This window comes from Streptomyces sp. GQFP (assembly GCF_021545335.1).
Classification (GTDB): Bacteria; Actinomycetota; Actinomycetes; order Streptomycetales; family Streptomycetaceae; genus Streptomyces.
The window spans coordinates 8,196,026-8,210,017 of sequence record NZ_CP089312.1 but is presented as its reverse complement, the minus strand read 5'-3'; the positions used below and the strand labels follow the sequence as shown (position 1 = coordinate 8,210,017).

Here is a 13,992-nt window from a genome sequence, read left to right as displayed (position 1 = left end):
GTCCAACCGGGAGGAACTGAAGGGAGGTTCCTGGGTCCGATGGCTTACCTGGATCCGAAAGGAAAAGGGGACCGTAGCATGCCAGAAAATCAGCGCTCGTGTTCAAGTGCGGAAGCGAGGCGCTGAGGGACCCGCGCGATATGGCGAAAGCTGTACTGCCTGAACCCCAATCTCCAAAGGATGCAATGTGTAACATCCGCCGGAAATCTGCACTTGTCACCGGCGCCGCACCCTGCGGTGGAGTAATTGCATATCCATCGCACCCTTCGGGTCGCGGAATGATTCCCAGTGAGGGAATTAAAGGAGATGAGTGGGGCGCCTAAGTCGCGCTAGATACGTACAACAGAGATGAACATGGGATCACCTAAAGGGCGCGAGCCCCATGGTGACGGAGGCCCCGTAGTAGTCGCAGGAGTAACGACCTGCCAAGGCGGGCGGGAAAGCCGCTCACAGGGCGAAGGGGGCCAGGTGATCGGACATCACGATGCTGGGAGGTATGCGTAATGCAGAACGCCGAAACGGTACTTGATGTCCTGCGTGAACGCGGCAGGCAGGGCCTGCCGTGCAGCGAACTGTATCGACAGCTGTTCAACCCGAACCTGTATCTGCTCGCCTACGGGCGCATCTATGCCAACCATGGTGCGATGACCCCCGGGGTCTGCGGGGAGACCGCGGACGGCATGTCCGAAGCCAAGATCGGACGCATCATCGAAGCCATGCGCCACGAGCGCTACCGCTTCAAACCCGTGCGGCGCACACACATCCCGAAGTCCAACGGGAAATTGAGGCCGCTGGGCCTGCCGTCCTGGTCGGACAAGCTCGTGGGCGAAGTGATCCGCCTCCTGCTGGAGGCGTATTACGAGCCCCGCTTCTCTGGCCGTTCACACGGTTTCCGTCCCGGCCGGGGCTGTCACACGGCGCTGTCCGAGGTGACATACAACTGGACAGGGACGACCTGGTTCGTCGAGGGAGATATCTCCGACTGCTTCGGATCGCTCGACCATGACGTCATGGCGGCGATCCTGGCGGAGAAGATCCACGACAACCGGCTCCTACGCCTGATTCAACAGATGTTCCAGGCGGGATACTTGGAGGACTGGAAATGGCATGCCACCTTGTCGGGAGCCCCGCAGGGCGGCGTCCTCTCCCCTCTCCTGTCCAATATTTACCTGGACCGGCTGGACACCTTCGTCGAGACAGTTCTCATCCCGGAATACACCCGAGGGAAAGCCAGGCGCAAGAACCAGGCATACCGAGACCTGGAGAACGCGATCAACGCCGAAAGGAAGCGGCTCGCCTACCGAAAGGAGCACACCGAGTCCGCTCAAGTCCGCGCATGGCGCAAGCAGTTACGCAGCCTTCCGGCCGGTGATCCACAAGATCCCGGCTACCGCAGACTGCGCTATATCCGCTACGCGGACGACCACCTCCTCGGGTTCACCGGACCCAAGGCAGAAGCCGAGACGATCAAACAACGTCTGGTCGAGTTCCTGCGCGATGACCTCAAGCTGGAACTGAACCAGGACAAGACCCTGATCACCCACGGCCGCACCCAGGCCGCACGGTTCCTCGGCTACGAGATCACCGTCCAGCACGCCGACGACAAGATCTCCCGGGGCGGCCGCATCAACCGTGGTGCACGCTCCATCAACGGGAAGATCCAACTCCGGGTGCCCAAGGACGTGATCAAAGCCAAATGCGCCCCCTTCCTCAAGCACGGAAAACCCGCGCACCTGCTCCCGCTGACCGTATGCACACCCCTTGACATCGTCGGCATCTACGGAGCGCAGTACCGGGGCATCGTTCAGTACTACCTGCTGGCCGGCGACGTCTGGAGACTCGACCGGCTCAAGGGGGTCATGCTGACCTCCCTGCTCAAGACCCTGGCCGCCAAGCACCGGTCGAGGGTGACGACGATGGCCAACAAGTACAAAACCACCATCAAGACACCCCAAGGACCACGCAGGTGCTTCGAGGCCCGGGTCGAACGGCCAGGCAGAAAACCACTGATCGCACGGTTCGGTGGTATTCCCCTCACCCGCAAGCGGACGGCCGTCATCGACGACCTGCCGCCCACCCAGTTCACCCCCCGCAGCCGCCCGCGCGGCAGTCAGCTCATCGACCGGCTCCGCAAGGGATGGTGCGAACTCTGCGATGAGCGATCTTCGGTGGAAGTACACCAAGTTCGCTCCCTCGCAGGGCTTCACGGCAAGGGTGAACGGACCGCATGGGCACAGCTGATGCTCAAGAAGCGGCGCAGAACTCTCGTGGTCTGCCCGCCTTGCCACGGAGGGATCCATGCGGACCAAGGATGAGGAACACGCACAAGTCACTGGAGAGCCCGCTGCATCGAAAGGGTGCACGGCGGGTTCGGACCGGGGGCCACTGGAGAAGGATCCGTTCAGCGGACACCTCGCCAGTGGCCTACCGGTACTCCAGCACTCCGATGGCACCTCGGTGAACCTCCGCGTGCAGCAGCGCCACTCCGGCGAACTGCGTGTCGAAGTCGCCGACGGGACACCGAAGTCGGCCAAACCACGCGTGGCAGGGCACGACGACGAGAGCGGCCGAGGGCTGCTGATCGTCGCCGCCATTGCGCGCGAGTGGGGCGTCAGTCGCGGTGGAGAGGTGACGTGGTGCTCCCTCGCGATCCCCAGGGGAGTGTGCGTGAACACCGCCCCGAACAGCGAACAGAGAGCCCCGCGACGCGGCGACCGTCCGGGAGCGTGGCCCACCAACCGCATGGGAGTTGATGAACATGGCAGAGCGTAGCGCTGCGGCGCTGCACTGGGCACTGGCGGCTCTGGCCCTCTGGAGCCTGGCCCGCCTACTGCCCGCGACCGGTAGCCGCCGCAAGGTGCCGATGACGATTCGAACTGTCGCGACCACTACGAAGGGGAACGTAGAGGGTTACCCGATCCTCACCGCACGGGTGCTGTCTCCACGCCGGTCGCCGTACAGTACCGACCGGGCACCTCTGGACGGTTCGGCGTCCCGCCTGTCACGGCCGTACCTGCCTGCTCTAACCGAGAGCCTGGCCTCGGGAACGGCCACGGCACTCCGTGCGGCCCGGGTACGGCCGTACAGCCTCGGCATCCGGATCTCCGTCCCGGCAAGTGGTTGCGGCCGATGAGCAGCGCAAGGAGCACGAGAGTCAGCGCGGCCGTGCGGCAGGCCGAACTGCCCATGCTGCGCGCCTACCGCCTGTGGCACGAGCACACCCGCAAGTGCGTCGACGGCTGCAAGAGCGTGCGCAAAGCACAGGACGGCTGCGAGAACGGGCGGGAACTCTGGGCGAGTTACCGTCACGCCTACGCCGGAGGCGACCGATGACGCAGCCGACAACGAACACGGCCCGGTGCGGGAAGCTCCGCGCTTCCCTGTTGTACGGCGCCCCGATTCTCAGCGAGGTAGGCGCGTGCGTCCTCCCCCACGGGCACGACGGGGATCACCGGGACCCTCGGGGCGGCACCTGGAACGTCATCCCGCTCTACCCCATGACCAACCCCGGCAGGGGGACGGACGAATGACCCTCGCCCCCGAGCCTGCCTGGCCTCCGGAACCCCCGTTCGTGTCCAGCCTCTGCACCATCGGCACCCACGGCCAGTGCCAGGACGCGAAGCCCCGGGAGAGCGGCATTCCGGGACTGCGCTATCTGGTGTGCACGTGCCGCTGCCACCAAACAGCGTTCGTTCCACGTGCGTTGGATGCTCAGTAGTCACCGTGGTCCGCCTTCGGGCGGACCCTCAGCGGACGACGTCGAACACGTTCTTCTGCAGGCCGTTGGCGTACACCTCGGACTCGACGAGCTTCAGCTTCTGGGCGTCCTTGTCCGTGTCGCTGAACAGACGCTTGCCCGCACCGAGCAGCAGCGGGAAGACCAGCAGGTGGTAGCGGTCGATGAGGCCGGCGTCGGAGAGGTTTCGGTTGAGGGTGGCACTGCCGTGGATGATGATCGGGCCGCCCTCCGTCTCCTTCAGGGCGGCCACGTCGTCGAGCGAGCGCAGGATCGTGGTCTCGCCCCAGTTCGGGACCAGGTCGGCCTCGGTGAGGGTGGTGGAGACGACGTACTTCGGCATCACCTTGTAGTCGGCGAAGTCCTCCATGGCCGGCCAGACCGGGCTGAACGCCTCGTAGCTGGTCCGGCCCAGCATCATCGCGGTGGCTTCCTTCTGCTCCCGGCCCTTGAGTTCGTACGCCTCCGGCAGGAACTCGATGTCCTTGAAGGTCCACCCGGAGTTCCGGTAACCGGGCTCGCCGCCCGGGGCCTCCACGACGCCGTCGAGCGAGACGAAAGCGGTGCTGATCAGGGTGCGCATCTCGGGTCTCCTGGGTACGTCTCGGGGTGTGTCCCGTGGCTGGTTCTCAGCCGGCTCGGTTCCACCTTGCGGTTCGGTTCCACCTTGCGGTTCGGTTCCACCTTGCGGTTCGGTTCCACCTTGCGGTTCGGTTCCACCTTGCGGTTCGGTTCCACCTTGCGGTTCGGTTCCACCTTGCGGTTCGGTTCCACCTTGCGGTTCGGTTCCACCTTGCGGTTCGGTTCCACCTTGCGGTTCGGTTCCACCCTGACTGACTCCAGGGCGCGGGGAAACTCATCGGCCGCCGATGTGGGCCCGCAGGAGCTTCGCCGCCGGGTCGTGGCCGTAGTGCTCGGCCATGTCCATGGGGGTGTGGCCGTCGGGATCGGCGAGTTCCGGATCGGCTCCGAAGGCCAGCAGCACGGCGGTGGTGTGCACGGTCAACGGTTTGCCGCTCTGCAGCGATCTGTCGCCCTCGACGTCGATCGCATGCGTCAGCAGCGTCATGTTGCTGAAGACCTCATCGGGGTCGGCCCCCTCGGCCAGCAGCCGCGCCAGGGTCTCCGCGTCCTCGAACTCGACCGCGTGATGGGCGGGCGTCCAGTAGTCGCTCACCGAGGCATTCAACCGCTGCCTCAGAACGTCCGCCAGCGACTATCGACGCCACCCACCACCAGTCCCCGGCCACCACTTGAGTGGGCAAACCCCCTCAGTGGTGCACCCGCTCCGCCCGCTCCGGCATATGCGACGCCACCAACCGCTCCCGCCCAGCCGACGGAGTCACGCCGCGCCTGTCCACCACGTACGCCGTCCCGGCCACTCCCAGCCCCAGCAGAGCCAGCCCCGCCCCCACCACCGCCGGAGACGTCACCTCCAGTCCCGCCGCCAAGGCGAGATCCCCGACCCACGCTCCCCCGGCATTCGCCAGGTTGAACGCCGCCTGGTTCGCCGAGGACGTCAAGGACGGGGCCGTCGACGCCTTCTCCGAACGCCGCCACGCCCAGCAGCACGACCGCCAACGCCGCGCTCCACACCGTACTCATCAGCAGCGGGAACGCGCCCAGTACGACGGCCAGTGACACCAACCCGCCGAACAGCGTGCCGCGCATCGCGTGGTCCGCCAGCCGGCCGCCCAGCAGGTTGCCTATCGTCGCGCCCACCCCGAACAGCGCCAGCAGCACCGTCACGCTGGAGTCCTTGTAGCCCGCGGAGTCCGTCAGCATCGGCGTGATGTAGCTGTACGCCGAGAACAGTGCGCCGAAGCCCGCCACCGTCGTCCCCAGGGCCAGCCACACCGGGACCGATCGCAGCGCGGCCAGTTCGCCTCGCAGGCCCGCCACCGGTGCTTCCGTCCGGGTCTGCGGGACCAGCAGCGCCAGTGCTCCTATCGCCGCCACGCCGATCACGCTCACGCCCAGGAAGGTCGCCCGCCAGCCCAGCTGCTGGCCCATCGCCGTCGCCACGGGAACGCCGACCACGTTCGCGACCGTCAGGCCCAGGAACATCAGGGAGACCGAACGGGCCTTGCGCTCGGGGGCCACCATCGTCGTGGCCACCACCGCGCCCACGCCGAAGAACGCGCCGTGCGGCAGTCCGCTCAGGAAGCGGGCGGCCAGGAGGTAGTCGTAGGTCGGGGCGAACGCCGACAGCGCGTTGGCGGATACTGCCGCCGCTTGTACTCCGCCGTATCCACCATCCGCAGCACCCGAGTCACCAACTCCGCGTCGAAGTTCATTGCGGGCTAAGGGGTTCGGGAAGGATCGGCGGTTGCCTATTACCAATGGGTGCGGGAGTCGGCTTGATCAGCGGGGCAGGCGCCCGGAAAGACCGATGATCCCGCAGTGCCCTTTCCCGGGAACTCACATCCCGGGAAAGGGCACTGTGCTACGGCGTCGAAGGTGGAACTGACTTTCAGACCAGATGCCCGTACCAAAGGAAGACGGGCGCGTCGGCGCCTTCGCGGACGGTATTCAGGGTGCCGTCCTGATCGGATATGAGGAAGTTGCCGTTCTGGTTCTGGATGTGGTTGTTGTCGGCGGTCCAGAACTGTCCGGAACGGCCGCCTCCACAGGGGCTCATCCAGACGGCGTTCAGCTCGGTCGCGTTGTCGGTGGTCAGGCATGCACCGGTGTAGCGATTCACCAGTCGGCGCATCGTGTGGCCTTGCCACTGATTCGACTCCGTACCCCAGTACCAGTCCTGCGTTGTCTGGGAGGTGCAAGGAAGCACCAGAGCGTTGCCTCCGGATGAGCCGAGACATCCGTTGGTGTTCGAGTACCACCAGTAGGTCGCTGCGGACGCGGGGGACAAGGCGCCCGTGATGGCGAGCATAAAGGCACTGAGTCCCATGATCACGGTCAGCCTGAGCTTACGTCTCCATGATGTCATGAGCGAAACAATCACATACTCGCGCCACGGAAGAAAGGCTTCCGCCTATGGCCGAATTGTGCAGAGAAATCCGACCTCGGCAAGAGATTACCGTCACGACCACGCACGCCGCCCGCTTTCCGACGACTGCAACACCGTGAGGGTAAATTCTCGGATAACTGTTTTCTGCGAGACAGGGCCTGCGCACCGCACCTGCTGAAATGTCGCGGCTGCCACGAACAGCGGACTGGACGAGACGGGTTCGCCGAAGACCAGCGAGGCGTTCGGTTGGACGTCATTTGTCCTGGGCCGGCGGACCTTGGGTGTTCGTCTCTGCGGTGATCTCGATCTCGGTGTGGGTCATGCGGAGCGACGGCAGTCGGGGCGGCGGCCCGCCGTTAGTGACGCCCGGCGCTGAAGAACTAGCTAGGTGCAGGCGCGGCGGCGTTCGGTGTTGCGGCGAAGCTTGCCGAAGTTGTTCATCCAGGAGTTTGTGCGTTCTGCGACCCAGCGGCCGTCGGTCTGGATCGGGGATCGGGTCTCCGTGCCCCGCTTCGAGATCCGGGGTGTGATGTGGCGCTGGGTGAGATCGCGGTAGACCGCCCCATAGTCGTAACCGGCGTCCGGGCTCAGGGCTGGGTGCCGCGGGACCTGTCCGAGTTGCCCGACCACCGGTATGCCGTAGCTGTCGGTGAGCTGGGACCGTTTGAGGCCCTGCTTGCCCCGGTCCACCGGGGACCGGCCTGCGCACTCGCCGCCCGTTGGTGCCTTGGTGATACAGCCCGACCAGGTGGCCGGCAACACCGGCAGCGATCCACTCGTCTCGCCGGCGCTGGATCGTCGTGGCCGAACACGCCTTGTCCGCGACCCGCTCGTAGCCCATCCCCGACACCAGTGCCACAACGAGCCGGTCGAAGACCACCGCGTCCTCGATCCGGGGATTGTGGCGGCCCAGCGGGTGCAAGTCTTGCCGGGCGGGCAGCAGACGGAGGAACTCCTCACGGATCGGAGTAATGCTGGACGCAGGACGCGCACCTTTTCGAGTGATGTGGATCGGTGTCAGGATGCCTACGACCCATCGCTCCATCGAAGGAGTTCAGGCGTGGAACCCTCCCCGGTGACCGTCGCCGAGTGGCGCAGGTTCCTCAGTGACTACAGCTCCACGTTCCTGAACTCGGGCCTTCTCCGTGAGGCCGAGTCGGATGGGAGGGCGCAGTTCCTGCTGAGTGAGGCCCAACGGGAGGCTGGATGGCTTGGCTACGGGCCGGCGAGCGAGGAGGCGGTGCTGGCTGCTGAAAGGCGACTTGGGGTCCGGCTGCCGCCGATGTACCGGAACTTCCTGCTGACCAGCAACGGCTGGAAAAGCATCGGCCTTCTCGATCTGCTCAAGGTCGATGAAATCGGGTGGTTTCCTGACCTGACCGATCTCCTCGACTACTGGTCGTCGCCAGACTCGGGATACTTCGCCGAGGATCTCGAGAAATTCGAGCGGTGCCTGTTGATCTCAAATGACGACGGCGGCAGCGGTGGCCATTGGGTGCTGTTTGCCGACAGCGCCAGGCAGGACGGCGAGTGGACCGCGTACGAGTGGTGGCCGGGCGACGGCACCGGTCCTGAGCGGCACGACAACTTCGCCGCCATGCTGACAAGCGCAGCGGAAGTCATTTCCGCAGAGGAACCATACGCGTCGGATCAGGCTACGGATAGTGACGATCGCGCTGGCTAGGGCGATGAAAAACTGGGCGCAGGCTGCATGGCGTTCGGTGCAACGCCTCAGTTTGCGATCTACTCTTCGGTCGGCTCGGAAGAGTCGGAAGAGGATGCGTCGCGCTCCGGGCAGCCGATGATCACGGCACCGCGGTAGCGGTCCGACGAGATCGTCGACATCTCGTCAAGCGACGAGTCGGGTACGGGCAGCAGGTGGGCGTCGACCCAGGTGTCCCCCGTGGCCGCGTTGGCCCATGGGTCCTCGATCACGACGGCGCCGGGTACGGCTCCGTGGCAGAGCACCCAGTGCGGCACGTCGAACCCCTGCATCCCGGCGAGCGAGACCAGGAGCAGCACGTGCTCCCGTCGGCCGATCGCGCTCCGGATCGCGGTCATGGGCAGGTGGCCTGAGTCGATCGGGACACCGACCCGTCCGGCGTCCGTCCGTGACACGCGTTGGAGCACGGCACGCCACTCCTGCTCGCTCGCCGGATAGTGGTCGAGCAGCACGGGCCGGTCCACGTCGAGAAAGACCGTGACCGGGGACGACGGCCACGCTCGACGCACGGCGACGCCCAGTCCGACGGGCTCGCACGCGGGGAAGTTCGTCGCGTCGCGCCACAGCGTCAGCTCCGCCGGACGGTCGAGCGACTCCCGCGGCAGCGCCCCCGCGTGTGCCTGCGCGACCAGGGCGGTGACGGCGCCGCACGTGAAGTGCGTCGTCTGCCCGTAGTACGGGGGCTCGGTCACCGCGCCGTCGTGCAGCCAGCGAACGTACCCGGCAGCGGGCCCTCCCGCGTCCTCCGCCTGCGCGAGCGGAACACGCAGCGGGGCGAAGCCGACGGCGGCGGCCACCTCGGCGCTCGCCGTCCACCCTTCCCACTTCACCTGCGCGAGCCCTCGGTGGCGTGCGGAGGACACCACGGCGTCGACGGCCGCCGGCACGTCACCGACGGCATCGACGATCTTCAGGTAGGCCGTGTGCGGGCGTGCCGTCACGAGCGCGGCAGCGGCCCAGTCCTCGCCGTCGTCCCCGGGAACGGCCACGACGTGCGGGGCGTGGGCGGAACGGTCGACCGCGCGCCAGCGCTCCAGCACGTCGTGGTGTCCGAGCCGCCTCAGCGGGGTCGGCAGCGTGTCGGGCTCGAACGGGACGACGGTGCTCTTCACGGGCGTTTCCTGGTGAGGCGGCATTCCGGCACTCCTGGCGGGTCGGAGGGGGCGATCGGAGGGGGCGAGGGGCGGGGCTTCGCTCGCAGGTCTCCGTGACGGCGCGGACTCGGACCCGGACTCGGACCCGGACTCGGAGGTCCCGGCCGATCGACGGTCCGGGAAGCGGGCGGACCCCGGCCCGGGTCGACGCGCCGCGCAGCGTGCCCCGGGGGCCGGTGACGGTGACGGTGGCGGTGACGTGCCGGCCGACGCGGGTGCGCTGCCCGTCGTCATGCGCGGGACTGCCGCAGCACCCAGACGAAGTACGGAGCTCCGACCAGGGCGATCATGAGGCCCGCCGGTATCTGGGCGGGTGCGACGAGCGTGCGGCCGAGGGTGTCGGCCACGCAGACCAGCAGCGCGCCGAGCAGCGTCGCGACCGGGATCGCGCGGCCGTGGCGGGCACCTACCAGTGACCGGGCGAGGTGCGGGGCGACGAGCCCCACGAAGCCGACGACGCCGATGGCGATGACGCTGAGTGCGGCGAGCACCGCGGCGATCGCCAGTGCGGTGAAGCGTGTGCGTTCCACCCTGACGCCGACTACCCGCGGGGTGTCCTCGTCGACGGCGAGCAGGTCGAGCCGGCCGCGCATGGCGAGCAGCGCGGGGAGCGCGAGAGCCAGGGCCACCGCTACCGGTACGACGTCGGGCAGCGTGCGCCCGTAGGTCGTACCGGAGAGCCAGGTGAAGATCTGGGGCGTGTTCCACGGGTCGGCACGCAGCAGGAGGAACGTGGTGACGGAGCTGAGGCCGTACCCGCAGCCGATGCCGATCAGCACGAACCGGTCGGGCAGGAAGCCGCCGCGCCAGGCCAGCAGGGCGATCACCCCGAACGTGGCGAGCCCCGTCACGACCGCCGCGACGACGAGCAGCGGCCGTCCGCCGGGCAGGCCCGACGTCACGACACTCACCGCACCCAGCCCGGCGCCCGCCGTGATGCCGAGCACACCCGGCTCCGCCAGCGGGTTGCGCACCGCGCTCTGCACAGCGCATCCGGCCAGTCCGAGCGCCGCGCCGGCGAGGACCGCGGCGGCCACGCGCGGGACCCGGTCGTCGAGCGCCTGGCCGATCAGGTCCGGGGCGGTTCCCCGGATCCAGAGCGCGATGTCCCCCGTCCGCAGCCAGAGGCTCCCCGCGAGGATCGCCACGAGGACCGCCGCGGCCAGGAGTGCCACCGCGCCGAGCACGACGAGGAGGAACGCTCGGCGCGACCGTGCGCGAACCCGCGTGTGCGGTGGTTGTCGGAGTTGGCCCGTGTCGCGGAGGCGGAGGGCGAGGACCACGATCACGACGGCGCCGAGCAACGCGGTCGGTACGCCCGTGGGAATGGCGGCGGCCCCGTCGGCACCCTGCACCGCACGCAGCGACGCGTCCGCGAGCAGGATGAGCAACGCGCCGAACAGCCCGGACGCGGGCACCAGGAAGAGGTGCCGGTGCAGCGCCCGGACCCGTCCCGCGATCAGGCGGGTCAGAACGGGGGCGCCGAGTCCGACGAAGGCGATCGGGCCCGCGAGTGTCACCGCCGTGCTGGTCAGGAGCACCGCGCAGAGCACGGCGGTCACGCGGGTGGTCCGGATCGGCACGCCGAGGGTGGACGCGGCGTCGTCGCCGAGGTTCATCACGTCCAGCCTGCGGGACAGCGCCAGGGCGACGCACAGCACCGTGGCCACGAGGGGGAAGGCACGTACCGACGCGTCGATGTTCAGCTGCGCGAGCGAACCGCTTCCCCAGGCGAAGAGACCGGTCGTGTTCTGGGCGAACAGGATGAGCAGCATCGCGGTCGCCGCGTCCAGGGCCATCGCCGTCGCCGATCCGGCGAGGATGAGGCGGGTGCCCGTGGTGCCCGCGGCCCGGCCCGCGAGGACCAGCACGAGCGCCGCCGCGAGCAGGCCGCCGGCGAAGGCGACGGCGCCCGACGCCCACAGCGGGACGGCGAGACCGAGGGCCGCGACGAGCGAGAGCGTGAAGTAGGCCCCGGACGTGACCGCCAGGGTGTCGGGGGAGGCGAGCGCGTTGTGCGTGACGGACTGCAGCAGCGCGCCGGCGCAGCCGAGGGCGAGGCCCACCGCGACACCCGCGAGCAGGCGCGGCAGGCGCGAGCCGGTGAGGATCTCGCCGACCGGCACCCCGCCGGCGCTCTTCCGTTCCCCGACGAGATACCGCACCAGGTCCCCGACGCCGACGCCGGAGGTTCCCTGCGTCAGATGCCACATGCCCACCAGGGTGGTCACGACGAGAAGGAGTGCCAGGACGGCCACCCCGGAGGGGCCGCCGCCGTGTCCGGCGTACGGCAGCGGTCTCCTTCCGGGTGCCGATATCCGCGGTGTGCTCACTTCTTGGCGAGTACGTCGACGTACGCATCGATCGCCTGCGCGCAGGAGCGCGGACCGCCGGCGCCCCAGACCCGCGCCGGGAACGAGTGCGCGCGGCCTTCCTTCACGGCCGGGATGGTCTTCCAGATCGGGTTCTTCTTCAGCGCCGCGACGTACCCGCCGGCTCCTTCGTCGTTGGCGTAGAAGAGGTTGGCGTCACCCACCGCGGTGAGTCCCTCTACGTCGGTCTGCGCGAGGCCGTAGGCGGCGTTGACGCCCCCGTCCCCATGGGCCTTGTTGATGTCGTCGGTCCACACGGGGTTCATGCCGAGCTCTTCGCCTATCTCGGTGAACAGGGCGCCCTTGGCGTAGGGGCGGACGGTGAGGTTGCCGCCCTGGAGCCATCCGTCGAAGAACAGGAAGTCCTTCGTCGGCAGATCGGCGTCGGTGACCTGCGTCTTGGCCGTCGCGAGGTGCTCGTCGAACTCCTTGAGCACCTGGTCGGCCCGCTCGGTGCGCCCCGTCGCCTCGCCGATCATGCTGAACACGTCCCGCATGTTCCCGATCGGGTCCTTCGGATTCGCCCCCAGCGTGGCCAGCACGGGGACGCCTCGCTTCTCCAGCTTCTTGATGATCTCGTCGTCGGCCTTGAACGCCTCCACGACGATGAGGTCGGGCTTCGCCGCGTAGAGGGTGTCGAGGTCGGGCTCACCGCGGGTACCGACATCCGTCACCCCCTCGGGCAGCTTCTCCGCGCTGACCCAGGTGCGGTAGCCCTTCGCGTCGGAGACCGCGGTGGGGGTGACACACAGGGTCAGGGCGTCCTCGATCTGCTGCCATTCCAGGACCGCGATCCGTTCGGCGGGCTTGTCGAGTGTCACCTGCCGGCCGACACCGTCCTTGAAGGACACCGGCTTCTTCGAGGTCGTCGTGGTGTCCCCGGCGCAGCTCTTCGACGAGGGCGACGCGCTGCCGCCGGCCTCGGCCTTGTCGACACTGGTCGTGCCGCAGGCCGTTGCGGCGAGGACGACGAGCCCTGTGGAGGCTGACGCCGCGAGGCGACGGGCACGGTTCATGAAGGGTCCTCTTTCTTGTGGTTCTTGTGGTTCTTGTGGTTCCTGTGGTTCGCAGGAGCGGCGGATGCGCCGCTCCGGGCGGAGTGCCGCCCGATCGGGTCGATACGCAGACGGCCCGTGCGGGGGTCCACGCCGACCTCGACACTGATGTCGTAGACCGCGCCGATGTTCTCCGCGGTGAGGACGTCGGCGGGTGCGCCCGCAGCGTGCACACGGCCGGAGCGCATCAGGACCAGCGTGTCCGCGACGCGGGAGGCCTGGTCGAGGTCGTGCAGCACGATCCCCACCGCGGCGCCGTGCTCCTCGACGAGATCGCGCACCAGGTCGAGCGTCTCGATCTGATAGCGCAGGTCCAGGTGGTTCGTCGGCTCGTCCAGCAGCACGACGCCGGTGTCCTGGGCCAGGCAGGCCGCGAGCCAGACACGCTGCATCTCCCCGCCGGAGAGTTCCCCGACCGGCCGGCCGGCCATGTCCCGCACGCCGGTGACACCCATGGCGTGCTCGATGGCGCTCCGGTCCTCGGCGGACAGGCCGGCGAAGCCCCGCCGGTACGGGTGGCGTCCGAACGCCACGACCTCCGTCACCGTCAGTCCTTGGGGCGCGGGCCGTGATTGGGAGAACAGCGTGACCTCGCGCGCGAACTGACGGGCGCTGAGCAGAGTTGCCTCGCGCTCGGGGTGTCCGTCACGGGCACCGAGCGTCACCCGGCCGTCGTGCACCCGGTGCAGTCGGGAGAGCGCGCGCAGCAGCGTGGACTTCCCGCTGCCGTTCGGCCCCACCAGAGCGGTCGCGCGACCGGCCTCCAGGGCCAGCGAGACGCCGTGGACGACCGGCGTCCCGCCGTACCGCAGTACAAGATCGTGCCCGCTGAGGGCGGCCACCGGCGTGGCCGGATCGGTCGGATCGGCCGGATCGGCCGCAGGCCGACCGGTGCGCCGGGAGGAGTCTGTGCACATGGGTGGGTCCGGATGGTTGGAGGAGCAACGACTGCGGCACCCTCCGTCCGGCCGTTGCCGACCG

12 protein-coding genes and 2 pseudogenes are annotated in these 13,992 nt (G+C 68.2%); 4 read left to right on the top strand and 10 right to left on the bottom strand.

The annotated features are described in order from the left end of the window. Positions 1-503: 503 nt before the first annotated feature. From LUX31_RS36990 to LUX31_RS36980, 3 genes are all read left to right on the top strand, one after another. The gene (locus LUX31_RS36990; protein WP_235479037.1) at positions 504-2,315 is read left to right on the top strand and encodes a reverse transcriptase/maturase family protein; all 1,812 of its coding nucleotides are present in this window, start codon (positions 504-506) and stop codon (positions 2,313-2,315) included. Between the two features lie 814 nt (positions 2,316-3,129). Further along, positions 3,130-3,333, top strand: a complete 204-nt coding sequence (locus LUX31_RS36985; protein ID WP_235479666.1) for a hypothetical protein — start codon at positions 3,130-3,132, stop codon at positions 3,331-3,333. Next, a complete protein-coding gene (locus LUX31_RS36980; RefSeq protein WP_235479665.1) occupies positions 3,330-3,530 on the top strand; it encodes a hypothetical protein in 201 nt (66 codons plus the stop codon). Before LUX31_RS36985 ends, LUX31_RS36980 begins: the two co-directional genes overlap by 4 nt. Positions 3,531-3,746: 216 nt before the next feature. Here the strand turns inward: LUX31_RS36980 and LUX31_RS36975 are convergent, their stop codons facing one another. The 6 genes and pseudogenes from LUX31_RS36975 to LUX31_RS36950 form a co-directional block, all read right to left on the bottom strand. Beyond that, positions 3,747-4,319: a dihydrofolate reductase family protein gene (locus LUX31_RS36975; RefSeq protein WP_235479664.1), complete on the bottom strand. Its 573-nt coding sequence runs from the start codon at positions 4,317-4,319 to the stop codon at positions 3,747-3,749. Next, complete coding sequence (locus tag LUX31_RS36970) at positions 4,307-4,564, bottom strand: hypothetical protein (protein WP_235479663.1); 258 nt, start codon at positions 4,562-4,564, stop codon at positions 4,307-4,309. The genes LUX31_RS36975 and LUX31_RS36970 overlap by 13 nt, the downstream gene beginning before the upstream one ends. Before the next feature lie 28 nt (positions 4,565-4,592). After that, positions 4,593-4,913 (bottom strand): ankyrin repeat domain-containing protein, encoded by a 321-nt coding sequence (locus tag LUX31_RS36965; RefSeq protein ID WP_235479662.1) that lies wholly within the window; start codon positions 4,911-4,913, stop codon positions 4,593-4,595. 94 nt (positions 4,914-5,007) lie between these two features. Beyond that, positions 5,008-5,962: pseudogene (locus LUX31_RS36960) on the bottom strand (MFS transporter); the annotation flags it as partial. A 247-nt stretch (positions 5,963-6,209) separates the two neighbouring features. Continuing rightward, positions 6,210-6,653, bottom strand: a complete 444-nt coding sequence (locus LUX31_RS36955) for an RICIN domain-containing protein (RefSeq protein WP_235479661.1) — start codon at positions 6,651-6,653, stop codon at positions 6,210-6,212. A gap of 447 nt (positions 6,654-7,100) precedes the next feature. Next, positions 7,101-7,752: pseudogene (locus LUX31_RS36950) on the bottom strand (IS5/IS1182 family transposase); the annotation flags it as partial. A 15-nt stretch (positions 7,753-7,767) separates the two neighbouring features. Between LUX31_RS36950 and LUX31_RS36945 the strand changes: the two are divergent. Further along, positions 7,768-8,391 (top strand): SMI1/KNR4 family protein, encoded by a 624-nt coding sequence (locus LUX31_RS36945; RefSeq protein WP_235479660.1) that lies wholly within the window; start codon positions 7,768-7,770, stop codon positions 8,389-8,391. A gap of 59 nt (positions 8,392-8,450) precedes the next feature. On the opposite strand, the gene LUX31_RS36935 is transcribed toward LUX31_RS36945, so the two are convergent. The 4 genes from LUX31_RS36935 to LUX31_RS36920 all read right to left on the bottom strand — a co-directional run bounded on the left by LUX31_RS36935 (position 8,451) and on the right by LUX31_RS36920 (position 13,928). Next, complete coding sequence (locus tag LUX31_RS36935) at positions 8,451-9,566, bottom strand: peptidase C39 family protein (protein WP_235479659.1); 1,116 nt, start codon at positions 9,564-9,566, stop codon at positions 8,451-8,453. 248 nt (positions 9,567-9,814) lie between these two features. Further along, entirely contained in the window at positions 9,815-11,917 is a 2,103-nt protein-coding gene (locus LUX31_RS36930) for an iron ABC transporter permease (RefSeq protein ID WP_235479658.1), read from the bottom strand. Continuing rightward, positions 11,914-12,972: an iron-siderophore ABC transporter substrate-binding protein gene (locus tag LUX31_RS36925; RefSeq protein WP_235479657.1), complete on the bottom strand. Its 1,059-nt coding sequence runs from the start codon at positions 12,970-12,972 to the stop codon at positions 11,914-11,916. The genes LUX31_RS36930 and LUX31_RS36925 overlap by 4 nt, the downstream gene beginning before the upstream one ends. Further along, positions 12,969-13,928 carry an ABC transporter ATP-binding protein gene (locus tag LUX31_RS36920; protein ID WP_235479656.1) on the bottom strand — a complete coding sequence of 320 codons (960 nt, stop codon included), beginning with the start codon at positions 13,926-13,928 and terminating at the stop codon, positions 12,969-12,971. Before LUX31_RS36920 ends, LUX31_RS36925 begins: the two co-directional genes overlap by 4 nt. Positions 13,929-13,992: the final 64 nt, after the last annotated feature.

Excerpts from the sequence above, each read along its gene's own strand:
- LUX31_RS36980 (WP_235479665.1), top strand. The coding sequence starts at position 3,330 with ATGACGCAGCCGACAACGAACACGGCCCGGTGCGGGAAGCTCCGCGCT.
- LUX31_RS36975 (WP_235479664.1), bottom strand. The coding sequence starts at position 4,319 with ATGCGCACCCTGATCAGCACCGCTTTCGTCTCGCTCGACGGCGTCGTG.
- LUX31_RS36985 (WP_235479666.1), top strand. The coding sequence starts at position 3,130 with ATGAGCAGCGCAAGGAGCACGAGAGTCAGCGCGGCCGTGCGGCAGGCC.
- LUX31_RS36990 (WP_235479037.1), top strand. The coding sequence starts at position 504 with ATGCAGAACGCCGAAACGGTACTTGATGTCCTGCGTGAACGCGGCAGG.
- LUX31_RS36935 (WP_235479659.1), bottom strand. The coding sequence starts at position 9,566 with ATGCCGCCTCACCAGGAAACGCCCGTGAAGAGCACCGTCGTCCCGTTC.
- LUX31_RS36925 (WP_235479657.1), bottom strand. The coding sequence starts at position 12,972 with ATGAACCGTGCCCGTCGCCTCGCGGCGTCAGCCTCCACAGGGCTCGTC.
- LUX31_RS36920 (WP_235479656.1), bottom strand. The coding sequence starts at position 13,928 with ATGTGCACAGACTCCTCCCGGCGCACCGGTCGGCCTGCGGCCGATCCG.